The organism is Streptomyces sp. NPDC002490 (assembly GCF_040296045.1).
In the GTDB taxonomy this organism is placed as follows: Bacteria; Actinomycetota; Actinomycetes; order Streptomycetales; family Streptomycetaceae; genus Streptomyces.
The window spans coordinates 84625-108677 of sequence record NZ_JBEOWM010000004.1 but is presented as its reverse complement, the minus strand read 5'-3'; the positions used below and the strand labels follow the sequence as shown (position 1 = coordinate 108677).

Sequence of the window (24053 nt, the reverse complement as noted above, 5' to 3'; positions counted from 1 at the left end):
CCGCAGTACCGAACGACCGGGGGAATCTCGACGTGCTGAAGTACGAGGACATCATCGACGCCCCAGTGGGGAAGTTGAAGGCCGCCGCCGACGACTGGGCCGAGATGGAACGCAAGCTGGACCGGCTGGCGCAGGACGCCGCGGACGGCATGAAGGTCCGGGCGAACCAGGCCAGGTGGGAGGGCGTCAACGCGGGCGTCACCAAGGAGTTCATCGCCAAGACGGCCAAGGAGTTCGCGGACGCCGCGGCCGAGGCCAAGGGCGTGAAGCTGATCCTGGAGGAAGCCCACGCGGCCATCAAGAAGGCCAAGGACGACCTGGTGAGCATCCGCGACGACGAGGGTCCGGCCGCCCGCATCCACGTGGACGCCAAGGGCAAGGTGACCGCCCGCAACCCGGTGGAGGACATCCCCCCGGCCCAGCGCATGCGCGATCCCGACTACCCGCTCATCCTCGAACAGCAGCGGAAGGCCGTCGACTCCTGGCAGAAGAAGATCGACACCATCGTCGACAACTGCAACGACGTGGACGTCTCCTTCAAGAAGGCCCTTGAGGCCAACGTCACCGACCGCAAGGACTTCAGCGCCCCGAAGTACACGAACCTGGACCAGGAGGAGGCCGCGCGGGCCGCTGCCCTGGCAGCCAAGGGCCGCGACCTCACCCACACCGAACTCCAGTCCCTCAACGAGTTGTTGAGGGAGAACGGCAAGTCCGTGGAGTTCTCGAAGAACTTCTACGAGAAGCTCGGCCCGGAGAAGTCCCTCGCCTTCTTCGGTCAACTCTCCACCGACACCTACGACCGCGGCAAGATCGACAAGGAGCGGCTCAAGGACGTCCAGGAACTCCAGCGGAACCTGGGGCTCAATCTGGCCACCGCCTCCCACGACAAGGCGTTCACCGCCGAGTGGGGCCCGGAGCTGCGCAAACTGGGCACCGAGCGCATCCAGTTGGAGAAGTACGACTACAACAAGCCCTTCGGGTACCAGCTCCTCGGCGGCATCATGCGCTACGGGAACTACGACGCGAAGTTCCTGAACCCGATCGCCGAGCACGTGGCCCAGCTTCACCAGAAGGATTCCAGGCTGTTCGCCGAGAACAAGTCGATCAACGGCCCCTTCAAGAACCCGTTCAACCCCTCCGGCGTCAACGGCGCGGGCTACGACCCCATGACGGCCATGCTGGAGGCCCTGGGCAACAGCCCGGAGGCGGCCAAGCGCTTCTTCACCGACCCGCCCACCGCGTACGAGCGGGACGGCTCGGTCGACCACAAGGCGACGGCCGACCTGGGCAAGGCCAACAACGTCCCGATCGACAACTACCTCGACTACTTCGGCACCGAGAAGTGGGACGGCTTCGCCGACATCACCACGCACGACATGGGGGACCTGAAGGAGTCCCTCAACCACATGCCCGACGCCCTGGGCAAGGCCCTGGAGGCCGCGACCCTCGGCTATCCGGCCGGCCAGCCGGACGGAAGCGTGGTACGGGACGCGGAGAACGCCGACCTCATGCGCAAGGTCATGGAGAAGTACGGCTCCGACACGGGCCTGCTCAAGAACCAAGAAGCCCTGTCCGACAGCCTCGGGAACATGGGCGCCGGATACATCGACGACATCAACTGGGCCTTGGACCTGAACGACAAGGACAGCGTCTTCGCATCGGGCCGGGACGCGGACGGCCGCCTGGACTTCTCGGACAACACTCCTTATCAGGATGGACGAGACATTGCCAGGGACTTCCTCAGCGCCCTCGGGCAACACCCCGATGCCTATGCGACGCTTGCGACGGCGGAGCAGGTCTACACACGCAGCGTGATGGAAAGCCAGGTGGGCCCGGAAGGCAAGATCGACACCGGTGGCACGAGGTCGGCACTCTTCGTGGGTTCCGAAGTGCAGGGCATGCTCGACAAGTCACGTGCTGATCAAGTCGAGGCGGAGGGCCTCAAGGCTCACGAGGAGTACGAGAAGGCGGTCCAGAAACGCGCTGGCCTGATTCAGTTCGGTGCGGCCATCGGTGTGACGGCGGGCGTCGCCTTCCTTCCCGCGACCGCAGCCGTGGGTACGGCCGCCGTTCTCATTCCGCTTGCGCAGGAGACTGGTGGAATGGCGGTGGAGCAGGTCGTCGGTCAGGTCGTCGGTGATATTTCCGGCAGCTCGATCGAAGAGCACAAGAAGAAGACTGAAGAACTCATCGGAGACGAGACAGAAGGAATATACAAGATTGGTGAAAGGAGGACTGAAGCGCCGATGATTTCTTTCCTGGACCTGCATGAAGATGCAATCAAGGAAGGATTCCCGCAAGACCTCAAGGAATCGATGCAAAATGGGTACAGCAGGGGACAAGGGAAGGAAGATCAGCAGGGTAAGGGTCCGGAAACCGGCTGAAGTGGAATGTCTTGTATCGATAGTGCGGGAGGGTGGAATGAAAATTTCTGATACAAAAACGAGTAAGCCCTGTGCAGTGGTGGTGGGGCTTGCGCTGTTCGCCTTGATGGGTTGTAGTGCCGCTGGTGACAGCAAGGAGCAGGAAGAAGACTCCGTGGCAGCTGGACGTCTTTGTGGCGGAGTTCTCTCCAAGGAGGCGGGGAAGGCTCTTGAGTTGATCACCGATGTTTCTCGCTTCCGGCCGTCTGCTGATGAATCCACGGTCCGCGCTGCTGCCCGGAATTTGGTCCGCGCCGGGGAGAGCTCCGTGACTGGATACGGAGACGTCTGTCGTATTTCTTCTCCCCTGGATGATTTTCAGGTGCGTTCCACTTGGCGATTGTCAAATGTTCTGGGAAAGCCCATGAGTCCCACTTCGAGATTTACGAAGCTGCCGATGGGGGAGGGGTCGGGCGTTGATTCCAATGCCGCTTTCTTGACCTTTGCCTGCTACAAGAAGGACGATCTCAAGGTGACTCCTGATTACGTGACCATTGACGCTCTGATCGCGAGGAAGGAGGTGAATGCGAGGGATGATCTCCGCGCTCTGAAGGATGCTTATGGGACCCTGGTGCACTCGCTGGCCTTGGCCATGGCGAAGGAACTGGGCTGCAAGGACAACGGCGGGCTGAAGCCCGAGCCGTCGCTGACCCCGGCGTAGGGCCGGGGGGCGGCCGGCCGGCCGAAGCCGAAATGTCTGGTCCCGGCTGTCCATCAGGCTTATGCTCAGCGGATGGCCTTGGAATGGGAACAGGTGATCGTGCACGCGGTGGACCCGGCTGCCCTGGGGCAGTGGTGGGCCGAGGCGCTCGGTTGGGTCGTCGTCCACACCTCCGACGACGAGTTCGAGATCCGCCCCGCACCCGATCGCCTGCCCGGGTTGGACTTCGTCCGGGTCGACGAGGCCAAGCAGGCCAAGAGCCGGTTGCACCTCGACTTCAGGCCCGACGACCAGGACGCCGAGGTGGCCCGTCTGGTGGCCCACGGCGCGCGGCGCGTTGACATCGGCCAGGGCGAGCAGTCGTGGGTCGTCCTGGCGGACCCCGAGGGGAACGAGTTCTGCGTCCTCGGCCAGCGGCGTCAGTAGAGGACGACCGCCACTGCTCCGGACACCGTGGGGCCCGTGCGAACGGGCCCCGCAGTCATGTCCGGGTCCGGGTCCGAGCGCGGGTGAGGGCCGTGCCGTCGAGGAGCGGCGCCGACCACCGCCCCGGAGCCGGACGGGGGAGTCTCAGCCGAAGCCCGGGACGGTGGTGACCGCCAGGTCGATCAGCTTGATGCCGACGAAGGGCAGGACGAGTCCGCCGAGGCCGTACACGGCCAGGTTGCGGCGGAGCAGGTCGTGTGCGGAGGCGGGCCGGTAGCGGACGCCCCGCAGGGCGAGCGGGATCAACGCCACGATGATCAGGGCGTTGAAGATGATGGCCGAGGTGATCGCGGTCATGGGGCTGTGCAGGCCCATGACGTTGAGCTTTTCGAGTCCGGGGTGGACGCCGGTGAACATGGCGGGAATGATCGCGAAGTACTTCGCGACGTCGTTGGTGACCGAGAAGGTGGTCAGTGCGCCCCGGGTGATCAGGAGTTGCTTGCCGATCTCGACGATCTCGATGAGCTTGGTCGGGTCGGAGTCCAGGTCGACCATGTTGCCCGCCTCCTTCGCCGCCGAGGTGCCGGTGTTCATGGCGACGCCGACATCGGCCTGGGCGAGGGCGGGGGCGTCGTTGGTGCCGTCGCCGGTCATCGCGACCAGCTTGCCGCCGGCCTGCTCCTCCTTGATCAGGGCGAGTTTGTCCTCCGGGGTCGCCTCGGCCAGGTAGTCGTCGACCCCCGCCTCCTGGGCGATGGCCCGCGCGGTCAGCGGGTTGTCGCCGGTGACCATCACCGTGCGGATGCCCATGCGGCGCAGCTCCGCGAAGCGTTCCCGGATGCCGTCCTTCACCACGTCCTTGAGGTAGACGATCCCGAGGAGGTGCGGGGCGCGTCCGTCGTGGGCTGCGACCAGCAGCGGGGTGCCGCCCGCGGTGGAGATCCGGTCGCTCCAGACGCGGGCCTCGTCCGGGACCGCGCCGCCGTACCGTTGCACCCAGGCGATGACCTGCGCCGCGGCCCCCTTGCGGACGTGGTAGGAGCCGTCCGCCGCGGGCAGGTCGATCCCGCTCATCCGGGTCAGGGCGCTGAACCGCACGTACCGGGCGCGGGCCAACTCCTCGTGGGCCGGGGCCCGTAGCCCGTACCGTTCCCGGGCGAGCGCCACCACCGAGCGGCCCTCGGGCGTCTCGTCGGCGAGGGAGGCGAGTTGCGCGGCGGTGACCAGCCGGGCCTCCTCGATGCCCGGGAGCGGGACGAAGTCGACGGCCTTGCGGTTGCCGAAGGTGATGGTTCCCGTCTTGTCCAGGAGCAGGGTGCCGATGTCTCCCGCAGCCTCGACCGCGCGGCCCGACATGGCCAGGACGTTGCGTCGCACCAGCCGGTCCATGCCCGCGATGCCGATCGCCGAGAGCAGCGCACCGATCGTCGTCGGGATCAGGGTGACGAGCAGGGCCACCAGGACGGTGGTGGAGGGGACGGCACCGGCGTGCGAGGCCATGGGCTGGATGGTGACGACCACCAGCACGAAGACGACGGTGAGCGCGGCGAGCAGGATGTGCAGTGCGGTCTCGTTGGGGGTGCGTTGCCGCGTGGCGCCCTCGACCAGGGCGATCATCCGGTCCATGAAGGAGTGGCCGGGGCGTGAGGTGACCCGTACGACGATGCGGTCCGACAGCACCGTCGTCCCGCCCGTCACCCCGGTGCGGTCGCCGCCGGCCTCCCGGATGACCGGGGCGGACTCGCCGGTGACGGCGGACTCGTCGACCGTGGCGACCCCGTCGACGACCTCCCCGTCCGCGGGCACCGGCTCGCCGGCCTCGACGAGGACGAAGTCGAAGGGCTTGAGGTCACCGGCGGCGACCCGCTCCATCTCGGCGTTGCGCAGGTTCGTCCCGTACTGCCAGTGGCGGATGCGCAGCGCCGTCATGTCCGTCCGGGCCCTGCGCAGCGACTCGGCCTGGGCCTTGCCCCGGCCTTCCGCCACCGCTTCGGCGAGGTTGGCGAAGATCACCGTCAGCCAGAGCCAGACGCTGATCACCCAGGTGAACACGGAGGGGTCGAACACGGCCGACAGGGTGGTGAGGGCGGAGCCGATGCCCACGACGAACAACACCGGGTTGCGCGCCAGGGACCGCGGGTGCAGCTTGCGCACCGCTTCCGGGAGGCACCTGACGAGTTGCACCGGGTCGAGCAGTCTGCCGCGGGGGGAACGGTGGTCCGGCGGGGCCGCGGGACGGTGCGGCGTCGCGACGGGAACGGTCGTGGGGGCGGACTGGGGTGCGCGGGTGTGCATCGCGGATGACCTTCTGCTGAAGCCCGGCCCCGCCCGCTCGGCGGGGCCGGGAGGGCCTGACGGGCCGTCCGCGTGCGCGTCCCGGGGCGGGGGAGGCGGAGGGCCTGTGCTGCCCACCGGGCGGTGGCGGCGGACGGACGGTGGGCTGGGGGACGGAGGGTGGCGTCGTTCGGGGAGCGGGCGTGCGGGAGCCACGCGGAAGCCGGGCGGAGGTGCCGTTCCGCCTGCCCGCGGCCGGGGCGCGTGAGCCCGCGGTGGTCCCCGCGGTCCGGTGGGCGACCGAGGAAAAGCTAGGCCACCCGGACCCCGAATCGGCGTGGGATGACCCGAATTGACGCCGTCCTGACGGGCGGGGCCGACGTACCGTCAAGGCTTCGCCAAAACGAGCTGACGGCACGTCAGGATCGGGTCAATGCCGTCGGATTCCGTAGGGCATCCGGGGTCGGGGAGCGGGCGCGCCGACGGCGGACGGGCTCCGAGGACGTACCTCGACAGCACCCACGTCGACGTCGACCCCGAGGTCGCCGCCCTGTGCAGGGCCCGGGAACGGCACGCGGCGGACCGACTGACCTCCCCCGTCGGCCTGCCGCCACCGGGTCCGCGGCTTCGAGCCCGCTGATAGGTTCCTGCGATGAACCAGCAACTACCCGGCGGCGGCATCGAGCTGTCACCCGACGAGACCGAAGCCCTCCACGCCAGGTGGTCGTCCTGCTGGACCCCGGACGAGGTCGCGCGGCGACTGGCCGGGATCAGCACGCCCTGGTACGTGGCCGCGGGCTGGGCGCTGGACCTGTTCCGGGGCCGGCAGACGCGCGCTCACGGGGACATCGAGATCGCGGTTCCGGCCGCGCACTTCGCCGAGGTCCGCCGCCGCTTCCCCGGACACGTCTTCGACGCGGTGGGCAGCGGCCGGATCCGGGAGGACGCCACGCCGGAGGAGTTGGCCGCCGTGCACCAGACGTGGCTCCGCGATCCGGCCACCGGAAACTACCTGCTCGACGTGTTCCGCGAACCGCACGAGGGCGACACCTGGATCTGCCGACGCGACGAGGGCATCCGGTTCCCCTACGGCGACATCGTCCAGCGGACCCGGGAAGGCATCCCCTACCTGGCGCCCGAACTGGTCCTGCTGTTCAAGGCCAAGCACACCCGTCCGAAGGATCAGACGGACTTCGAGACGACCGTCCCGCACCTGACCCCGGCCCGGCGCGAGACCCTGGCCGGGATGCTCGGCCGCCTGCACCCGGGACACCCCTGGATCGCGGCCCTGTAGCCGGCGTTCGACCGGAACCGGTCAGACCTGTTCGAAGTGGAACGCCTTGATGAAGCAGTCGCGGGGCTGGGCGAGGGCGAAGAGGACGCACTCCACGAGCGACTGCGCGGTGAGGGCGTCCTCGGCCCCGCGCGGCGCGGTCTCCCACTCCTCGGAGAGCGGGTCGGGGTTGTCGAAGTCGGGCGGGTAGAGGGAGATCACCCGGACTCCCCGGGGCCTCAGACGCCGGGAGAGGATCTCGGCGAACCCCGCCTGGGCGCTCTTGGCCGCGTAGAAGGCGTCGTGCGCGTCCGAGCGGTGATGACCGGCCGTTCCGCAGGCGGAGACCATGGTCACCACGTCCGGCTTGTTCGAGTTGAGGAGGAGGGGGAGGAAGTTCTTCACGGTCAGGACGGTGCCGGTGGCGCCGGATGCGAGGGTGTCGACGATCTCGGCGTCGGAGGCGGAGGGAAGGTCCGGTCCTTCGAGGTAGCGGGAGCCGTTGTTGACCAGCACGTCGATGCGGTCGGTGTGCCGGGCGACGCCGGCCGCGAAGGCGCGGATCGAGGCCGGGTCCGTCAGGTCGCAGGCGAAGGCGTGGACCCGCTGGTGCCCCCGGCCGCGCATCTCCTCGCGGACCCGTTCGGCGGCGGCGAGGGTGCGCGCGGAGAGGAAGACCTCGGCGCCGAGGTCCGCGAGACGGATGGCCACGGTCCGTCCGAAATCGCGGCCGGCTGCGGTGATGACCACGCGGTGGTCGTCGAATCTCATGTCGGTGCCCCGAAGCCGTGTCTGCCGGTGGGGGCTCAGGCGCCCAGCCGCACCACAGACGCGGGCGTCCGCGGCGCGAGCGGAGCGGCCAGCGCCGCGTCGTAGCGGCGCAGCAGCAACCGCGCCACCTCCGGTGCGTCCCCAAGGACCCCGGCGACCACATCGGCGCCCGCCTCGGCCGCGCCGCGCGCGATCCGGTCGGGAAGGAAACCGGGGGCCAGGACGTAGGGGGCCACCGCGATGCGGTGGACCCCCTCCGCCCGTAGGGCCCGCACCGCGTCCTCGGTGCGGGGAAGGGACGCGGAGGCGAACGCGGGCCGCACGGCGCACCAACCGGTGTGCCGCCACTCCCGCGCGATTTCTGCGATCACCGCGATCGCCTCCGGGTCTGTGGAGCCCGCCGACGCGAGGACGACCCCGGTCGTGGGCTTGTCGCCGGGCCTGAGCCCGGCCTGGTACAGCCGTCTCTCCAGCACGGCCGTCAGCAGCGGTGACGGCCCCAGCACCTCGGCCCGGCGCACCCGCAGTCCGGGCGGCGCCTCCCGCAGGACCGCGGGGATGTCGGCCTTGGCGTGGAACGCCCTGGTCAGCAGCAGCGGTTGGGCGACGACCTCGCGCACGCCTTCGGCGGCCAGCGCGCCCAGCACGGAGCTGACCGTGGGCACGTTGAAGTCGAGGAAGCCGGTTTCCACCCGCAGCCCGGGCCGCTGCGCCCGTACGCGCTCCACCAGGGCGTGCACGGTCGCCGCGTGCCGCGGATCGCGGCTGCCGTGGGCGACGACGAGGAGGACGGGATCGGTCATGGGATCAGCTCTTCACCAACAGGCCGCGGCTGCGCAGCACCCACCGCTCCAGCGGACTGAAGATCAGCAGGTCGATCGCGATGCCGACGATCAGGATCAGCAGGATGGCCAGGAACACCATGGACATGCTGCTCGCGTTGCGGCCGTTCTCCAGGAGCTGTCCGAGCCCCACGCCCAACTCCGGAGAGGAGGCGATGATCTCCGCGGCCATCAGCGAACGCCAGGAGAACGCCCAGCCCTGCTTGAGGCCCGCGAGGTAGCCGGGCAGCGCCGCCGGCATCACGATGTGCCAGGTGTGCCGGAGCCCCGTCGCGCCCAGGGTGCGCCCCGCGCGCAGGAACAGCGGGGGCACCTGGTCCACGCCGGAGACCAGCCCGTTCGCGATCGAGGGGACCGCGCCCAGCAGGATGACGGCGAACATCATCTGGTCGTTGAGTCCGAGCCAGATCACCGCGGGCGGCACCCACGCCACCGACGGCAGCGACTGGAGGCCGGACAGGATCGGCCCGATCGCCGCCCGCACGAACCGGACCCGGGCGACCAGCAGGCCCAGCGGGGTGCCGATGGCGAGGGCGAACAGGAACCCGAGCAGACCCCGGGACACGCTGGTCCAGATGAAGTCGAGCAGGGTGCCCTGTTCCCAGGAGGTGACCACCTCGTCCCAGACCTCGGACGGGGCCGGCAGCTTGTAGCTGTCGGTGACCTCGGCCCACACCAGGACCTGCCACACCACCAGCACCAGTGCCACCGCCACCAGCGGCGGCAGCACCTTGCGCAGCAGGGTCTCGCGCAGCGGGGTGCGGTTGGTCTGGACGGAGTCCAGGGCGTCCAGCCCCGCCTCCAGTCCAGCGAGGTCGTGCGGGTCCGGCCGGTCCTTCCCGGCCTTGGTGACGGTCGTCGTGTCCTGCTCCGGGCCGGTGCCCGTGCCGTCCTGGTCGGCCGTGGTGTCAGTGCTGGCCATGGCGGCGGATCTCCCCACGCAGTTGTTCGGTGATCTCGACGGACAGTTCCGCGACGGCGCTGTCCTCGATGCGGCGCGGCTGCGGGATGTCCACGCGCCACTCGTGCGCCACCCGGCCCGGCCGGGAGGAGAGCAGCACGACCCGCTCGGCGAGCCGCACCGCCTCGCGGACGTTGTGCGTGACGAAGAGGACGGAGACCCTGGTCTCGCTCCAGATCCGGGTCAGCTCGTCGTGCAGCACGTCCCGGGTGATGGCGTCGAGCGCGGCGAACGGCTCGTCCATCAGCAGCAGTTGGCTGTCCTGGGCCAGGGCGCGGGCCATGGCGACCCGCTGCCGCATGCCGCCGGACAGTTCGTGCACCCGCTTGCCGTGCGAGCCCTTCAGCCGCACCAGCTCCAGCAGTTCCTCGGCCCGTTCGCGGCGCTCCGACTTCGCCACGCCCCGCAGCTTCAGGGCGAGTTCGATGTTCTTGCCCGCGGTGAGCCAGGGGAACAGGGCGTGTTCCTGGAACATCAGGGCGGGGCGCCCGTCGGTGGTGATGGTGCCCGCGGTGGGCCGGTCCAGCCCGGCCACCAGGTTGAGCAGGGTCGACTTGCCGCAGCCGGAGGCCCCCAGGAGGGTGACGAACTCTCCCGGTGCGACATCGAGGCTGATGTCGTCCAGGACGAGCTGTGGCCCGGCGGGGCCGTCGAAGGACTTCGAGACGTGTGCGATGCGTGCCGCGGTCGTGGCCGCGTCAGTGCCGTCGGCGGCCTTGGCGAGCGTCGTGGCCATGGTCGTCACCTTCCTGGGGTCGTCGATCCGCTACTTGACGCCGAGTCCGGCGTCCTCGACCGCGGGCTCGCCCTCGGCCGCCAGGACCTTGTTCAGGGTCGACAGGTCGTAGATCCCCTTCAGGTCCGGCTCCTCCAGCAGCCCCGCCTTGACCGCGTACTCCGCCCCGGTCTTCAGCGTCGACGCCAGCGGGTCGTTGGTGAACTCGATCGACGGCCAGGCGTTGTCGAGGACGTCCTCGGGCAGCGGCTTGCCGGACAGCGCCTTGAGCTTCTCGTTGGCGGTCTTCTTGGCCTCGTCAGGGTTGGCCTTGATCCACGCGTTGGTCTTCACCGTGCCGCGCAGCACCGCCTCCACCACGTCCGGGTGGGCGTCGAGGAACTTCTGCGACACGATCACATGGGTGATCACGAACTTCTTGTCCGGCCACAGGTCCGCCTCGTTGAGCAGCACCTTGCCGCCGAGGGCCACCAGCCGGGACGCGGTCGGCTCCGGGACCCAGGCCCCGTCTATGGAGCCCGACCGGTAGGCGTCCGGGGTGATCTTGTTGTCGGTGCGGACGACGTTGACGTCGCCCTTGCCGCTCTGCGGGTCGACCTTCCAGCCCCGTTCGGCGGCCCAGTTGAGCAGCGCCACGTCCTGGGTGTTGCCGAACTGCGGGGTCGCGATCTTCTTGCCCTCGACCTCGTCCAGGGTCTTGATCTTCTTCGGGTCGACCACGAGCTTCACCCCGCCGGAGGCCGAACCCCCGACGATCCGCAGGTTGGAACCCTTGGACTTCACATAGCCGTTGATCGCCGGGTTCGGGCCGATCCAACTGATGTCGACGGAGCCCGAGTTGAGGGCCTCGATCGCCGAGGGGCCGGCGTTGAACTGCGAGTACGAGGCCTTGGTGCCGCCGAGTTCCTTCTGGAACAGGCCGCGCTGGTCGCCGATGAGCGCGGTGGCGTGCGTCAGGTTCGGGAAGTAGCCGATCCGGACTCTGTCGGCGGAGAGTTTCTTGGCGCCGGCCGTCGGGGCCGTGTCGCCGTCCTTCTTGTCCTCGGCTTTGGAACCGTAGCCGCAGGCGGTGGCGGCGACCGCGAGGAGCGGCAGGGCGAGGGCGGCGGCCAGGCCGCGTCGTACGGTGGTGGAGCGGAGGCGTGCAGGCACGGGAGGTGTTCCCCTCGTCGGCCCGGCGGTCACGTACTCATGTCGTGGCCGGGAGATCGGCAGGTCTTCGTCTTGCTCGGCACAGCGGGTGGGGGGTGAGGGCGCGCAGGCGGTGCGCGTACGTCTTCACGCACATCGCCCGACACCGCCCTGCCCGCTGCCGAGCGCGCCGCTGCCGACCCGCCCTCCTTCCTTCGCGAACGTCGAGAAGACGTCCACTCCGGTCGTCCGTCTGTCGTCCATCAGCCGGTCCACTCCCCCCGTGCGTGCATGGCTAGAAGTCCCACCCGTCGTCCTCGCCGGCGGCGTCGGCCCCGACGGCCGGGGTGGTGGTCGAGGTGAACGACTCGCCGGCCATCCCCGCGGCCAGGGTCGTTCCGTCGGCCGGGTCGATCAGCAGGAACGACCCGGTGCGCCGGGAGTCGGCGTACGCGTCCACCGCGAGCGGTTCCGCGGTGCGCACCTTCACCCGGCCGATGTCGTTGGTGACCAGCCGGCCCGGCTCGCGGTGCTGGGAGAGGTCGTCCAGGGTGAGCCGGGACGGGATCTCCTTGACGATCGCCTTGACCGTGCGGGTGGTGTGCTTCAACAGCACCCGCTGGCCCACGACCAGCGGCGTGTCGGCCACGTGGCAGACCGTCGCCTCGATGTCCTGCGAGGTGGCGGGCGCGTCGACGGTCGGCACGATCAGGTCGCCGCGGGAAACGTCGACGTCGTCGGCGAGCAACACCGTCACCGACTGCGGGGTCCACGCCGCGTCCACCGGTTCGCCCAGCAGGTCGATCCCGGCGATCGTCGAGGTGCGCCCGGACGGCAGCACGGTGACCGACTCGCCCACCCGGAAGGTGCCGGCGGCGATCTGGCCCGCGTAGCCCCGGTAGTCGGGCAGCTCGGCGGTCTGCGGCCGGATCACGTACTGCACCGGCAGCCGGGCGTGGCACTCCGCGAGGTCATGGCTGACCGGCACGGTCTCCAGGTGCTCCAGGACGGTCGGGCCGCCGTACCAGTCCATGTGGGCGGAGGGCTCCACCACGTTGTCCCCGGCGAGCGCGGAGATCGGGATGGCGGTCACCTCGGGCACGCCCAGCTCGGTGGCGTAGGCGGTGAACTCCTCGGCGATGTCCGCGAACACCTCCTCGGCGTACGCCACCAGGTCCATCTTGTTGACCGCGAGGACCACGTGCGGCACCCGCAGCAGGGCGGCGATCGCGGCGTGCCGGCGGGTCTGCTCGACGACGCCGTTGCGGGCGTCCACCAGGATCACGGTCAGCTCGGCGGTGGAGGCCCCGGTCACCATGTTCCGGGTGTACTGCACGTGGCCCGGCGTGTCGGCCAGGATGAACCGGCGGCGCGGGGTGGCGAAGTAGCGGTACGCCACGTCGATGGTGATGCCCTGTTCCCGCTCGGCGCGCAGCCCGTCGGTGAGCAGCGCCAGGTCGGGGGTGTCCTGGCCGCGGTTGCGGGAGGCGTGCTCCACGGCTTCCAACTGGTCGGCGAGGACCGACTTGGAGTCGTGCAGCAGCCGTCCCACCAGGGTGGACTTGCCGTCGTCCACCGAACCGGCGGTGGCGAAGCGCAGCAGGGTGGTGGCGGAGAGGCCGGCGAACTCGGCGGCCGTCGCGGTGCTGTTGGTCATGGCTAGAAGTACCCCTCGCGCTTGCGGTCTTCCATCGCGGCCTCGGACAGCTTGTCGTCGGCGCGGGTGGCCCCCCGCTCGGTCAGCCGGGACGCGGCGATCTCCGCGATCACGGCCTCCAGCGTGGTGGCGTCCGAGTCGACGGCACCGGTGCAGGACATGTCGCCCACCGTGCGGTAGCGCACCAGGCGCGTCTCGACGGGCTCGCCGGCCTTCGGGCCGCCCCAGTCGCCCGCGGTCAGCCACATCCCGGAGCGCGGGAACACCTCGCGCTCGTGCGCGAAGTAGATCTCGGGCAGTTCGATGGACTCCCGGGCGATGTACTGCCAGACGTCCAACTCGGTCCAGTTGGAGAGCGGGAACACCCGCACGTGCTCGCCGGGGGCGTGCCGTCCGTTGTAGAGCTGCCACAGCTCGGGCCGCTGGCGGCGCGGGTCCCACTGGGAGAACTCGTCGCGCAGCGAGAACACCCGCTCCTTGGCGCGGGCCTTCTCCTCGTCGCGTCGCCCGCCGCCGAACACCGCGTCGAACCGGTGCTGTTGGATCGCCTCGGTGAGCGGCACGGTCTGGAGCGGGTTGCGGGTGCCGTCGGGCCGCTCGCGCAGCACGCCCCGGTCGATGTAGTCCTGCACCGAGGCGACGTGCAGCCGCAGGCCGTGCCGGGCCACCGCCCGGTCGCGGTACTCCAGGACCTCGGGGAAGTTGTGTCCGGTGTCCACGTGCAGCAGGGTGAACGGGACGGGCGCGGGGGCGAACGCCTTCAGCGCCAGGTGCAGCATGACGATGGAGTCCTTGCCGCCGGAGAACAGGATCACCGGCCGCTCGAACTCGCCGGCCACCTCGCGGAAGATGTGGACGGCCTCGGACTCCAACGCGTCCAGGTGGGTCAGCGCGTAGGGGCTCCTGGCGCCCGGCGCGGAGCGCGGACGGAGCTCGTCGCCGTCGCGGGTGGTGGCGGTGGTCGCCGTCATGCCAGACCCCTCTCGGTGAGCAGCGCGTGCAGCGCCGCGGCGGACTCCTGGACGCTCTGATCCTGCGACTCGATCCGCAGGTCCGGTGCGATGGGCTCCTCGTAGGGGTCGTCGACGCCGGTGAGCCCGGATATCTCGCCGGCGGCCTGCTTGGCGTACAGGCCCTTGACGTCGCGCACCGCGCACACGTCCACCGGGGTGGCCACGTGCACCTCGACGTAGGCGGTGTCCGTCTTGGCGTGGCGCTCGCGCACCGCGGTGCGGCTGTCGGCGTAGGGCGCGATCACCGGAACGAGGACGAGGACGCCGTTGCGGGCGAGGAGTTCGGCGACGAAGCCGATGCGCTGCACGTTGGTGTGGCGGTCGGCCCGGTCGAAGCCGAGGCCGGCGGAGAGGAACTCCCGGATCTCGTCGCCGTCGAGCACCTCGACCCGGTGGCCCTCCGCGCGCAGCCGTCCGGCCAGTTCGTACGCGATCGTCGTCTTGCCCGCGCTGGGCAGGCCCGTGAGCCAGACCGTGGCTCCGCTCACGTGAGTCTCCTCGGCATTCTCGGTTTCCTGGTGGGGGTGTCGGGGCGCGGTCATCCGTGCAGCCCGCATTCGGTCTTGCCCCGGCCGGCCCAACGGCCGGCGCGGGCGTCCTCGCCTTCGAGGACCCGGCGGGTGCAGGGGGCGCACCCCACGGAGGCGTAGCCGTCCATGAGCAACGGATTGGTGAGCACGCCGTGTTCGGCGACGTAGCGGTCCACGTCGTCCTGGGTCCAGCGGGCGATGGGGGAGACCTTGACCTTGCGGCGCCTCGCGTCCCAGCCGACGACCGGGGTGTTCGCCCGGGTGGGGGACTCGTCGCGGCGCAGTCCGGTCGCCCACGCCTCGTAGCGGGTCAACCCCTGCTGGAGGGGGGCGAGCTTGCGCAGGGCGCAGCACCGGTCGGGGTCCCGGTCGTGCAGCCGCGGCCCGTACTGGGCGTCCTGCTCCGCCACCGTCTGACGGGGCGTCAGGGTGATGACGTTGACGTCCATCACGGCCTCGACGGCGTCCCGGGTCCCGATGGTCTCCGGGAAGTGGTAGCCGGTGTCGAGGAAGACCACGTCCACGCCGGGCAGGGCCCGGGAGGCGAGGTGGGCGACGACCGCGTCCTCCATCGAGGAGGTCACGCAGAAGCGGTCGCCGAAGGTGCCGGCCGCCCAGCCCACGATCTCCAGGGCGGACGCGTCCTCCAGTTCGCGTCCGGCCCGCTCGGCGAGGTCGCGGAGTTCGGCTGCACGGGCTTCGTCCGGGGCGCCCGGATGGTGGTCGTCCGAGGCGTGCGGTGCGGTGGTGTCGGTGGCGGTCATGTCGTGTCCCCTCCGAGGTCCTGTCGCTGGAGCCCCCGGGCGAGCAACCCGAGGAACTTCAACTGAAAGGCTCGGTTGCAGGCCGCGCATTCCCAGGCCCCGTGGCCCTGTTCGTTCGGACGGAGGTCCTCGTCCCCGCAGTAGGGGCAGTGGAAGGGGGCGGCGCGCTCGCTCATGACAGCGCCTCCTCCGAGGCGCGCGCGACCCAGGCGGCGAAGCGCTCGCCGTCCTCGCGCTCGGCCTCGAAGCGGCGCACCACCCGCTCGACGTAGTCCGGCAGTTCGGCGGAGGTGACCTTTAGTCCGCGCACCTTGCGGCCGAAGCCGGCCTCCAGGCCGAGCGCGCCGCCGAGGTGCACCTGGTAGCCCTCGACCTGGTTGCCGTCGTCGTCGAGGACGAGTTGCCCCTTGAGGCCGATGTCCGCGACCTGGATGCGGGCGCAGGCGTTGGGGCAGCCGTTGAGGTTGATGGTGATCGGCTCGTCGAACTCCGGGAGGCGGCGCTCCAGTTCGTCGATGAGGGAGGAGGCGCGCGCCTTGGTCTCGACGATCGCCAGCTTGCAGTACTCGATGCCGGTGCAGGCCATCGTGCCGCGCCGGAAGGGGGAGGGGGTGACCCGCAGGTCCATGGCCTCCAGGGCGGCCACCACCGAGTCGACCTTGTCCTCGGTGATGTCGAGGACGATCATCTTCTGTTCGGCGGTGGTGCGCAGCCGGCCGCTGCCGTGGTCCTCGGCGATCTGGGCGATCTTGGTGAGGATGGTGCCGTCCACCCGGCCGACCCGGGGCGCGAAGCCGACGTAGTAGCGGCCGTCCCGCTGGCGGTGGACGCCGACGTGGTCGCGCCACTGCTGCACGGGCTGCTCGGGCGCGGGACCGTCGGCCAACTTGCGCAGCAGGTACTCGTCCTCCAGCACCTGACGGAACTTCTCCGGGCCCCAGTCGGCGACGAGGAACTTGAGCCGGGCGCGGTTGCGCAGTCGGCGGAAGCCGTAGTCGCGGAAGATGCCGATGACGCCCTCGTAGACGTCGGGCACGTCGTCCAGGGACACCCAGGCGCCCAGACGCACCCCGAGCTTGGGGTTGGTGGAGAGCCCGCCGCCGACCCACAGGTCGAAGCCGGGGCCGAGTTCGGGGTGGTGCACCCCGACGAAGGCGATGTCGTTGATCTCGTGGGCGACGTCCAGCAGGGGGGAGCCGGAGATCGCGGACTTGAACTTGCGGGGGAGGTTGGAGAAGTCCTTGTTGCCGACGATCCGGCGGTAGATCTCGTCGATGGCCGGGGTGCCGTCGATGATCTCGTCCTCGGCGATGCCCGCGACGGGGGAGCCCAGGATCACCCGGGGGGTGTCACCGCACGCCTCGGTGGTGGACAGGCCCACGCCCTCCAGCCGGCGCCAGATCTCGGGCACGTCCTCGATGCGGATCCAGTGGTACTGCACGTTCTGCCGGTCGGTGATGTCGGCCGTGCCGCGCGCGAACTCCTGGGAGATCTCGCCGACCACCCGCAGTTGTTCGGTGCTGAGCCGACCGCCGTCGATGCGGACGCGCAGCATGAAGTACTTGTCGTCCAACTCCTCCGGCGCCAGCACCGCGGTCTTGCCGCCGTCGATGCCGGGCTTGCGCTGGGTGTACAGACCCCACCAACGCATCCGGCCGCGCAGGTCGTTGGGGTCGATCGAGTCGAAGCCCGTACGGGAGTAGATCGTCTCAATGCGCGTCCGCACGTTGAGACCGTCGTCGTCCTTCTTGAACTGCTCGTTGCCGTTGAGCGGGGTGAAGTGGCCCTTGGCCCACTGGCCTTCGCCCCGGTGACGACCCACCTTGCGGCGGGCCGCGGCTGCGGCGGGCTTCTGCGGCGGCGTCGAAGCCGAGGAGACCATGGGAATACGTCCTTCGGACAGGCAGGGAAGCGGCTCTTACCTGCGCATACGGGAACAGCACGGAGGGTGCGGGCGTCCGTGCGCGGCACTGCGCAGTCAGGGGGGAGCGTCGACCGCACCCCGGCGTGGTCCGATGGGGACGAAGCCGTTCGGCGGGGCGGAGGACGCTGAGGGGCTGGGGGGCGGCAGGGTGAAACGTGCGGCGGTGCTGAGGGCGGTCAGCGCGCCGGACAGATGGCGCTGGACACGCGAACGAGGTCGACGTGGCGTCGACTCACCAAGGCAATTCCAGCTGAAGACATGACGGAAGCGTGGCACGGGGGCGTCGGACCGGTCTAGCGTAATCCGATATGTGGACACTCTCGTCTCGCATCACGAGACAAGAGTGTTCTTGGTCACAGCGGGATGACAGGGGGGCGAAACGGTCGACGGGGGAGGGAACGCCCCGCCGTCCAGCGCCGTTTCAGCAGGGCCCGGCGCCCGGCCACGGCCCCGGGGTCGCCACCTCGGGCTCCTCGGCCACCGCGGTGTCGAAGAGGCGGAATCCCCGCCGCAGGTAGTTGTCCATCGCGTGGACGCCGTCCTTGCTACAGGTGTGGAGCCACACCCGGCGGGTGGGCGGCAGGTCCGGCCAGCGGGACGCCAGGTCCCAGGCCCGGGCCGTGCCGAGGGTCAGCAGATGGCCCCCGATCCGGCGCCCCCGGAAGGCGGGCAGCAGACCGAAGTACACGATCTCCACCGTGCCCTCGCCCCCGGTCGCCAACTCCACGTACCCCGCCGGGGTGCCCCGGTCGTACGCCACCCAGGTCTCGGTGCCCGGCCGCTCCATCTGCTCCCGCCACGCGGCGTACGGCAGGGGGAGCCGGTCCGTCCAGCGGATGTCCCCGCCCACCGCGGTGTACAGGAACCGGCTGAACTCCGGGGAGGGGACCTCGGCCCGGACGATCCGGACGTCGCCCTCCGGCTCCTTCGCGGGGATCAGGTCGCCCGGCGAGGTCTGTTCCAGGGACCAGGTGGTCACGGTGATGCTCATGGGCCCAGGGTACGGAGTGCCCCGGGCCCGTCCGACCCTCGCCCGGCGGCCCCGTCCGCCCCTCGTCCCGCGCCCGGCGAGCGGACCTCCGGGGCCGTCGAATGGGGGAGCAGGTCGCAGCGGCGCTCCGGCAGCGCCACCTCGACCGCCACGTCCTCCCGAAACCGGTAGGGGCGGTGGTGGAGCAGCCCGCCCAGGTACCGGCGCATCCGGGAGACCTCGGCCCGCACCGTCACGGTCCTCCCGCCGTCCCCGAACACCGCCCGGGCCAGCTCCCCCGCGCTGCGGCCCGGGCGGTGCACCGCCAACAGGTACAGCAACTCGGCGTGCCGCGGCGTGAGCTCGTGCGTCCAGTCCCCGGAACCGCCGGAGACCGTCACCTGCCAGCGCCGCGGCTCGGAGAGGTCCAGCCGCACCCGGGTGGCGGCCGGGTCCCCCGGCTCCGCCACCCTGATCAGCCACCCGTCCGGCAACGGCTCCACCAGGCAGTCGCCCAGCGAGGGCAGCCAGGCCCGGCCCTGCCCCAGCCCGCGGGGCAGGGCCACCCGGTCCACCGGCGCCATCCCCACCACCCCCGCGGTCCAGCCGTCCCGGTCCACCGCCAGGGCCCGCCCGCCGACCCGGGCCAGCACCGGCGCCGCCGCCGACCGCAGCCGGCCCAGGCCCGTCAGGTGCTCCTCGCGCAGCCCGGACTCCGCCAGCTTCGCCACCGAGGACACCAGCGCCAGGGTGGCCGGGTGCTGGGTCCCGTACGGCCCGCTCACCACCACCGCGCCCAACAGCCGACCGTTGCGCGGGTCGGACACCGGTGCGCCCGCGCAGGTCCACGGGTGCTGGGCGCGGACGTAGTGCTCAGCCGAGTGCACCCGCACCGGCCGGCGGACCACCAGCGGGGTGCCCACCCCGTTGGTGGCGACGGCGGCCTCGCTCCAGTCCGCCCCGGGGACGCACCCCAGCAGGTCCGCCTGGCGCAGCACCGACGGATGGCCCTCCCGCCACAGCACCCGGCCCTCCGCGTCGCAGACGGTGAGGATCGACCGGGACTCGCCGGTCACCGGCCCGAGCACCTCGCGCAGCAGCGGCAGCACCCGGCCCAGCGGCGAGCGGCGCCGCCGGTCCGCCAACTGCTCCCCGCTCAGCAGCGCCCCCCGACAGTCCCGCTCCGGGTCGATCCCGTCGCGCACCGCCCGGGTCCAGGACTCGCCGATCACCGGCCGCGGCGCGGCCTGCGCCGCACCGCCCCTCAGCGTCGCCTCGTGGACCTCCCGCAACAGCCGCGCGGCCCGCTCCGGGTCCATGGCCGCCAGCCGCGCCCCCTCGATGGTCGACGGCATCACCACAAGCCCTCCCGTTCACGCACCGCCCGCGCGTACCGCACCCTTCACGGGTGCGTGCGCTTCCATGGTGCCCGGCGGGGTGAGCGCGCCGCTCGGCCGGGGTGCTGCAACCCCCTGCAACTCTGGCAGACGGCCGTGACGTGCTCAAAGCTGGGCGCGGCGCCGCACGTTCGGCGCCCGCTCCGCACCACGGGGCCGTAGCGGGGGTGGCGCCGTGTCGGCGCGGCACCACCCCCGCGACCTGTCCTCAGTGCGGCTGCGGACGCGCCCGCTCCACCACCGACGCCAGGTCGAGGGTGGGGGCGAGGGTGCCGAAGGCGCCGCCCCAGTCGCGGGCGAGCCGCGAGGAGCAGAACACGTCGGCCACCGCGGGCGGTGCGAACCGCACCAACAGCGCGCCCTGGAGCACCAGCGCCATCCGCTCCACCACCCGCCGCGCCCGCGCCTCCAGGGCCGCCAGGTCGGCCAACTCCGCGAGCAGGTCCCGGATCGCCCGGTCCAGCCGGTCGTCGGCGCCCCTCGCCCGCCCCACCTCCACCAGGAACGCGTTGAGCGCCTCCGGCTCCCGTTGCAGGGCCCGCAGCACGTCCAGCGCCTGGACGTTGCCCGAGCCCTCCCAGATCGAGTTCAGCGGCGACTCCCGCAGCAGCCGCGGCATCCCGGACTCCTCGACGTACCCGTTGCCGCCCAGGCACTCCAGGGCCTCCGCCACCAGCGGGGTGCAGCGCTTGGTGACCCAGTACTTGGCGACCGGCACCGCGAGCCGCAGCAGCGCCCGCTCGGCCGCCGCACCGGGCGCCCCGGGGTCCTGCGCCGCGTCGTAAGCCGCCGCGAGCCGCAGCCCCAGCACCGTCGCCGCCTCGGACTCCACCGCGAGGTCGGCGAGGACGTTGCGCATCAGCGGCTTGTCGACCAGCGGCCCGCCGAACGCCTCCCGGTAGGTGACGTGGTGCACCGCCTGGGCGACCGCCTGCCGCATCAGCGCCGCCGACCCGAGGACGCAGTCCAGCCGGGTCGCCGCCACCATCCCGATGATGGTGCGCACCCCGCGCCCCTCGTCCCCGACCCGGTGCGCCAGGGTGCCGTCGAACTCGACCTCCGCGGAGGCGTTGGACCTGTTGCCGAGCTTGTCCTTGAGCCGTTGGATCGCGAACGGGTTCCGCGTCCCGTCGGGCAGCACCCGGGGCACCAGGAAGCAGCTCAGCCCCTCGGGGGCCCGGGCCAGCACCAGGAACCCGTCGGACATCGGCGCCGAGCAGAACCACTTGTGCCCGGTCAGCTCGTACGCGCCCGGTTCGGCGAGCGGGCGGGCGACCGTCGCGTTGGACCGCACGTCGCTGCCGCCCTGCTTCTCCGTCATGGCCATGCCGAACAGGCCGCCGGCCTTCCGGTCCGCGGTCCGCAACTCCGGGTCGTAGGTACGGGAGGTGAGCCGCGGCTCCCACACCCCGGCCAGCGCCGGTTCCGCGCGCAGCGCGGGCACCGCGGCGTGGGTCATCGACAACGGGCAGCCGTGCCCCGCCTCCACCTGCGACCACACCAGGAACCCGGCCGCCCGCCGCACGTGCCCGCCCGGCGTCGTCCAGGCCGCCGTCAGCCCCGCCCCGACCCCCTTGCCCAACAGCCGGTGCCAGGAGGGGTGGAACTCCACCTCGTCGACCCGGTGGCCGTAGCGGTCGTGGGTCCGCAACCGCGGCGGGTTCTCGTTCGCCAGCGCCCCCCACCGCTGCACCTGCGCCGACCCCGCGGCCCGCCCGAGCAACGACAGCTCCGCGGTCGCCTCCGGCAGCAGCGCGGGGTCGAGGTGGCGACCGACGGCCTCCCAAAGTGCCAGGTCACCGGCGAAAACGTCATACCCGGTCAAGGGTGGGGGCTGGTTGGTCACGGTGTGAGTGCGCGCTGCCATGCCGCTACGGTAAGGAGGTGCACGAGGCGAACGAAACACCTGATCGGCCAGCCGGCCGTCTCCATCGGGCCAAAGCCCTGTACCGGGACGTTTCCAAGCGCAGGACCACGTGGCTCCTGCTCAAGGACACGGTCAACTCGTGCATCGAGTACCGGATCCTGGGCCTCGCCGCCGAGGCCGCCTTCTTCACCCTGCTGTCCGTGCCGCCGCTGCTGCTCAGCCTGGTCGGACTGCTCGGGTACGTGGACTCCTGGACCGGTGCCTCCACCATCGCCAGCCTGGAGTCCAACCTCCTGGAGGCGTCCCGCACCGTCCTGTCCGACCGGGGCGTCAGCGAGATCGCCCGGCCGATCCTCGACGACGTGATGGAGGGCGGCCGGCCCGACGTCATCTCCCTCGGCTTCCTGTTCGCCCTCTGGTCCGGCTCCCGCGCGGTGAACGTCTTCATCGACACCATCACCGTCATGTACGGGCTGGACGGCGCCCGGGGCATCGTCAAGACCCGGCTGCTGTCCTTCCTGCTGTTCATCGTGGCGCTGCTGATCGGCTCGATCGCGCTGCCGCTGCTGGTGGCCGGCCCCGACGCGGTGGTGAAGGTGGTGCCCTGGTCCACCACGGTCGTCCAAGTGCTCTACTGGCCCGTGGTGATCGTGCTGTCCGTCGCCTTCCTGACCACGCTCTACCACGTGTCGGTGCCGGTGCGCTCCCCGTGGGTGGAGGACGTGCCCGGGGCCCTGGTCGCCCTCGGCATGTGGGTGCTCGGCAGCTTCCTGCTCCGCATCTACCTCACCAACACCGTCGAGGGCCCCACCATCTACGGCTCCCTCGCCGCGCCCGTCGCCGTGCTCCTGTGGATCGGCGTCTCCGCCTTCGCGGTCCTCGTCGGGGCCGCGGTGAACGCGGCCATCGACCGGGTCTGGCCCTCCGTCGCCACCGCCGCCGCCCGCGCCGCCCAGGAGCGGGCCAAGCAGGAGCAGATCGCCGAGTACGTGGCCCGGGCCGCCGCCTGGCGCCGCCACGGCGGCGAACAGTACTCCGTCTTCCCCGACCTGCCCGGCACCGGCCACGAGGTCGTCGACCCCACCGGCTACTCCGACGACGCGGACTACGCCGACTACTCCGACGACCCCGAGATGCCGTCCGAGTTCCCCGAGCGGTGGTCCAAGTTCCTGCCGCCCGAGGACGTCAGCTCCCGCCTGCTGACCCCCCTGCGGCGCCCCGCGGACAGCGTCCCGCCGCTGCCGCCGCACCCCGACGACCCCACCGCCGGCGACCCGCGCCACCGAGGCGGCCACGGGCGTTGAGCACGACCCTCCCCTGCCCGCCGGAGCGCACCGGGTACGCGGAACGACCCGCCCGGGTGCCCGGCGCGGCGCTCTGGAGCAGCGGCCCCTCGCCCGGCGGGACGGTCCTGCCCGACGGGTGCATGGACCTGATGTGGAGCGGGGGCCGGCTGTGGGTGGCCGGCCCCGACACCCGCCCGCACCGCCCGGACCGCAGCGCCCCCTACGCCGGGGTGCGGTTCGCCCCCGGCACCGCGCACCCCGTGCTCGGGGTGCCCGCCCGGGCGCTGCGCGACCAGCGGGTGGAGCTGGCCGACCTCTGGCCCGCCCGCACCGTCCGCGCCCTGGCCGACCGGATCGCCGCGGCCCCCGACCCGGTGGCCGCCCTGGACGCCCTCGCCCTCGGACTCCGGGCGGCCGGCGGACCCGACGACCCCCGGGTGGCCGGGATCGTGGCCGGGCTGCGCGCCGGCCGCAGCGTGGGCGCGGTCGCCGACGAGGTCGGCCTCGGTGCCCGGGCGCTGCACCGCAGGTCCCTGGAGGTCTTCGGCTACGGGCCCAAGACCCTGGCCCGGGTGCTGCGCTTCCAACGGGCCCTCGCCCTGGTCCGGGCCGGCACGGCCCGCACGGACGCCGCCCTGACCGCCGGGTACGCGGACCAGGCGCACCTGGCCCGGGAGACCCGCACGCTGGCCGGCACCACCCTCGGCCGGCTCGTCCCCGGGCCCGCGTCGGACGGTCAGGCGAGCGGCGCGAACAGGTCCACCCCGTTGCCGTCCGGGTCGGCGACCAGCGCGTACCGCTGACCCCAGGGCGCGTCCCAGGGGGCGCGCACGCCCCGGTGACCGGCCGCGAGCAGCGCGGCATAGGTGTCGTCGACGCCCCGCGCACCGCCCTCGCAGAGAAAGGCGAGGCCCACCCGCCCCTCCGGGACCCCGTGCCACTCGGGCAGGAAACCGCGGATGGTCTCCTCGGTGTCGAGGGCGAACCGCAGCCCCCCGGGCAGCTCCGCCTCCGCGTGCGGCAGCTCCTCGGACCCCGCGGGGAAGTCCAGACCGAGGCGACGGTAGAAGGCCACGGACGCCGCCATGTCGGAGACGACCACGCTCACCAGATCGAATCGTGCGTTCATGCGGCGAGAGTAGGGCCA

23 protein-coding genes are annotated in these 24053 nt (G+C 71.3%); 6 read left to right on the top strand and 17 right to left on the bottom strand.

Features of this window, described 5'->3' with window-relative positions; genetic code table 11:
* Positions 1-32: 32 nt before the first annotated feature.
* The 3 genes from ABT092_RS04015 (at position 33) to ABT092_RS04005 (ending at position 3510) form a co-directional block, all read left to right on the top strand.
* Positions 33-2384, top strand: a complete 2352-nt coding sequence (locus ABT092_RS04015) for a hypothetical protein (protein WP_351239485.1) — start codon at positions 33-35, stop codon at positions 2382-2384.
* Between the two features lie 37 nt (positions 2385-2421).
* The gene (locus ABT092_RS04010) at positions 2422-3084 is read left to right on the top strand and encodes a hypothetical protein (protein WP_351239483.1); all 663 of its coding nucleotides are present in this window, start codon (positions 2422-2424) and stop codon (positions 3082-3084) included.
* A gap of 72 nt (positions 3085-3156) precedes the next feature.
* The gene (locus tag ABT092_RS04005; protein ID WP_351239482.1) at positions 3157-3510 is read left to right on the top strand and encodes a VOC family protein; all 354 of its coding nucleotides are present in this window, start codon (positions 3157-3159) and stop codon (positions 3508-3510) included.
* 144 nt (positions 3511-3654) lie between these two features.
* Here ABT092_RS04005 and kdpB read toward each other — a convergent pair whose 3' ends face one another.
* The gene (gene kdpB / locus ABT092_RS04000; protein WP_351239481.1) at positions 3655-5805 is read right to left on the bottom strand and encodes a potassium-transporting ATPase subunit KdpB; all 2151 of its coding nucleotides are present in this window, start codon (positions 5803-5805) and stop codon (positions 3655-3657) included.
* A 631-nt stretch (positions 5806-6436) separates the two neighbouring features.
* Between kdpB and ABT092_RS03995 the strand changes: the two genes are divergently transcribed.
* Positions 6437-7078 (top strand): nucleotidyltransferase domain-containing protein, encoded by a 642-nt coding sequence (locus tag ABT092_RS03995; protein ID WP_351239479.1) that lies wholly within the window; start codon positions 6437-6439, stop codon positions 7076-7078.
* A gap of 21 nt (positions 7079-7099) precedes the next feature.
* Here the strand turns inward: ABT092_RS03995 and ABT092_RS03990 are convergent, their stop codons facing one another.
* From ABT092_RS03990 to ABT092_RS03920, 15 genes are all read right to left on the bottom strand, one after another.
* Positions 7100-7828 carry an SDR family oxidoreductase gene (locus ABT092_RS03990; protein WP_351239477.1) on the bottom strand — a complete coding sequence of 243 codons (729 nt, stop codon included), beginning with the start codon at positions 7826-7828 and terminating at the stop codon, positions 7100-7102.
* A gap of 35 nt (positions 7829-7863) precedes the next feature.
* Complete coding sequence (locus ABT092_RS03985; RefSeq protein WP_351239475.1) at positions 7864-8631, bottom strand: sirohydrochlorin chelatase; 768 nt, start codon at positions 8629-8631, stop codon at positions 7864-7866.
* A gap of 4 nt (positions 8632-8635) precedes the next feature.
* Positions 8636-9592 (bottom strand): ABC transporter permease, encoded by a 957-nt coding sequence (locus ABT092_RS03980; protein WP_351239473.1) that lies wholly within the window; start codon positions 9590-9592, stop codon positions 8636-8638.
* Positions 9579-10367 carry an ABC transporter ATP-binding protein gene (locus tag ABT092_RS03975; RefSeq protein WP_351239471.1) on the bottom strand — a complete coding sequence of 263 codons (789 nt, stop codon included), beginning with the start codon at positions 10365-10367 and terminating at the stop codon, positions 9579-9581. Before ABT092_RS03975 ends, ABT092_RS03980 begins: the two co-directional genes overlap by 14 nt.
* A gap of 30 nt (positions 10368-10397) precedes the next feature.
* Positions 10398-11519, bottom strand: coding sequence for an aliphatic sulfonate ABC transporter substrate-binding protein (locus ABT092_RS03970; RefSeq protein WP_351239469.1), 1122 nt, complete (start codon positions 11517-11519; stop codon positions 10398-10400).
* Between the two features lie 274 nt (positions 11520-11793).
* Positions 11794-13155, bottom strand: a complete 1362-nt coding sequence (locus ABT092_RS03965) for a sulfate adenylyltransferase subunit 1 (protein ID WP_351239467.1) — start codon at positions 13153-13155, stop codon at positions 11794-11796.
* 2 nt (positions 13156-13157) lie between these two features.
* Positions 13158-14126: a sulfate adenylyltransferase subunit CysD gene (gene cysD, locus ABT092_RS03960; RefSeq protein ID WP_351239465.1), complete on the bottom strand. Its 969-nt coding sequence runs from the start codon at positions 14124-14126 to the stop codon at positions 13158-13160.
* On the bottom strand, positions 14123-14725 hold the full coding sequence (cysC, locus tag ABT092_RS03955) for an adenylyl-sulfate kinase (protein ID WP_502968382.1): 603 nt from the start codon (positions 14723-14725) through the stop codon (positions 14123-14125). The genes cysD and cysC overlap by 4 nt, the downstream gene beginning before the upstream one ends.
* On the bottom strand, positions 14707-15462 hold the full coding sequence (locus ABT092_RS03950; RefSeq protein WP_351239461.1) for a phosphoadenylyl-sulfate reductase: 756 nt from the start codon (positions 15460-15462) through the stop codon (positions 14707-14709). Before ABT092_RS03950 ends, cysC begins: the two co-directional genes overlap by 19 nt.
* Positions 15459-15638, bottom strand: a complete 180-nt coding sequence (locus tag ABT092_RS03945) for a hypothetical protein (RefSeq protein ID WP_351239459.1) — start codon at positions 15636-15638, stop codon at positions 15459-15461. Before ABT092_RS03945 ends, ABT092_RS03950 begins: the two co-directional genes overlap by 4 nt.
* Positions 15635-17344: a nitrite/sulfite reductase gene (locus ABT092_RS03940; protein WP_351239457.1), complete on the bottom strand. Its 1710-nt coding sequence runs from the start codon at positions 17342-17344 to the stop codon at positions 15635-15637. The genes ABT092_RS03945 and ABT092_RS03940 overlap by 4 nt, the downstream gene beginning before the upstream one ends.
* A 218-nt stretch (positions 17345-17562) precedes the next feature.
* Positions 17563-17646: a putative leader peptide gene (locus ABT092_RS03935; protein WP_351239649.1), complete on the bottom strand. Its 84-nt coding sequence runs from the start codon at positions 17644-17646 to the stop codon at positions 17563-17565.
* A gap of 161 nt (positions 17647-17807) precedes the next feature.
* Positions 17808-18377, bottom strand: a complete 570-nt coding sequence (locus tag ABT092_RS03930) for a GNAT family N-acetyltransferase (protein ID WP_351239455.1) — start codon at positions 18375-18377, stop codon at positions 17808-17810.
* Entirely contained in the window at positions 18374-19711 is a 1338-nt protein-coding gene (locus ABT092_RS03925; protein ID WP_351239453.1) for a helix-turn-helix domain-containing protein, read from the bottom strand. Before ABT092_RS03925 ends, ABT092_RS03930 begins: the two co-directional genes overlap by 4 nt.
* Positions 19712-19961: 250 nt before the next feature.
* The gene (locus ABT092_RS03920) at positions 19962-21620 is read right to left on the bottom strand and encodes an acyl-CoA dehydrogenase family protein (protein ID WP_351239451.1); all 1659 of its coding nucleotides are present in this window, start codon (positions 21618-21620) and stop codon (positions 19962-19964) included.
* A gap of 17 nt (positions 21621-21637) precedes the next feature.
* Between ABT092_RS03920 and ABT092_RS03915 the strand changes: the two genes are divergently transcribed.
* Together ABT092_RS03915 and ABT092_RS03910 are read left to right on the top strand one after the other, a co-directional pair.
* Positions 21638-22924, top strand: a complete 1287-nt coding sequence (locus ABT092_RS03915; RefSeq protein ID WP_351239449.1) for a YihY/virulence factor BrkB family protein — start codon at positions 21638-21640, stop codon at positions 22922-22924.
* Positions 22921-23709: a helix-turn-helix domain-containing protein gene (locus ABT092_RS03910; RefSeq protein WP_351239447.1), complete on the top strand. Its 789-nt coding sequence runs from the start codon at positions 22921-22923 to the stop codon at positions 23707-23709. The genes ABT092_RS03915 and ABT092_RS03910 overlap by 4 nt, the downstream gene beginning before the upstream one ends.
* Here the strand turns inward: ABT092_RS03910 and ABT092_RS03905 are convergent.
* Positions 23643-24035, bottom strand: a complete 393-nt coding sequence (locus ABT092_RS03905) for a VOC family protein (RefSeq protein ID WP_351239445.1) — start codon at positions 24033-24035, stop codon at positions 23643-23645. The genes ABT092_RS03910 and ABT092_RS03905 overlap by 67 nt on opposite strands.
* Between the last annotated feature and the right edge of the window lie 18 nt (positions 24036-24053).

Coding starts and splice junctions, on each gene's coding strand:
- ABT092_RS03965 (WP_351239467.1), bottom strand. CDS start 13,155: ATGACCAACAGCACCGCGACGGCCGCCGAGTTCGCCGGCCTCTCCGCC.
- ABT092_RS03985 (WP_351239475.1), bottom strand. CDS start 8,631: ATGACCGATCCCGTCCTCCTCGTCGTCGCCCACGGCAGCCGCGATCCG.
- cysD (WP_351239465.1), bottom strand. CDS start 14,126: ATGACGGCGACCACCGCCACCACCCGCGACGGCGACGAGCTCCGTCCG.
- ABT092_RS04005 (WP_351239482.1), top strand. CDS start 3,157: ATGGCCTTGGAATGGGAACAGGTGATCGTGCACGCGGTGGACCCGGCT.
- ABT092_RS03920 (WP_351239451.1), bottom strand. CDS start 21,620: ATGGCAGCGCGCACTCACACCGTGACCAACCAGCCCCCACCCTTGACC.
- ABT092_RS03990 (WP_351239477.1), bottom strand. CDS start 7,828: ATGAGATTCGACGACCACCGCGTGGTCATCACCGCAGCCGGCCGCGAT.
- ABT092_RS03905 (WP_351239445.1), bottom strand. CDS start 24,035: ATGAACGCACGATTCGATCTGGTGAGCGTGGTCGTCTCCGACATGGCG.
- ABT092_RS03950 (WP_351239461.1), bottom strand. CDS start 15,462: ATGACCGCCACCGACACCACCGCACCGCACGCCTCGGACGACCACCAT.
- ABT092_RS03995 (WP_351239479.1), top strand. CDS start 6,437: ATGAACCAGCAACTACCCGGCGGCGGCATCGAGCTGTCACCCGACGAG.
- ABT092_RS03925 (WP_351239453.1), bottom strand. CDS start 19,711: ATGCCGTCGACCATCGAGGGGGCGCGGCTGGCGGCCATGGACCCGGAG.
- kdpB (WP_351239481.1), bottom strand. CDS start 5,805: ATGCACACCCGCGCACCCCAGTCCGCCCCCACGACCGTTCCCGTCGCG.
- ABT092_RS03945 (WP_351239459.1), bottom strand. CDS start 15,638: ATGAGCGAGCGCGCCGCCCCCTTCCACTGCCCCTACTGCGGGGACGAG.
- ABT092_RS03930 (WP_351239455.1), bottom strand. CDS start 18,377: ATGAGCATCACCGTGACCACCTGGTCCCTGGAACAGACCTCGCCGGGC.
- ABT092_RS03940 (WP_351239457.1), bottom strand. CDS start 17,344: ATGGTCTCCTCGGCTTCGACGCCGCCGCAGAAGCCCGCCGCAGCCGCG.
- ABT092_RS03980 (WP_351239473.1), bottom strand. CDS start 9,592: ATGGCCAGCACTGACACCACGGCCGACCAGGACGGCACGGGCACCGGC.
- ABT092_RS03935 (WP_351239649.1), bottom strand. CDS start 17,646: ATGTCTTCAGCTGGAATTGCCTTGGTGAGTCGACGCCACGTCGACCTC.
- ABT092_RS03975 (WP_351239471.1), bottom strand. CDS start 10,367: ATGGCCACGACGCTCGCCAAGGCCGCCGACGGCACTGACGCGGCCACG.
- ABT092_RS04010 (WP_351239483.1), top strand. CDS start 2,422: ATGAAAATTTCTGATACAAAAACGAGTAAGCCCTGTGCAGTGGTGGTG.
- cysC (WP_502968382.1), bottom strand. CDS start 14,725: ATGCGGGCTGCACGGATGACCGCGCCCCGACACCCCCACCAGGAAACC.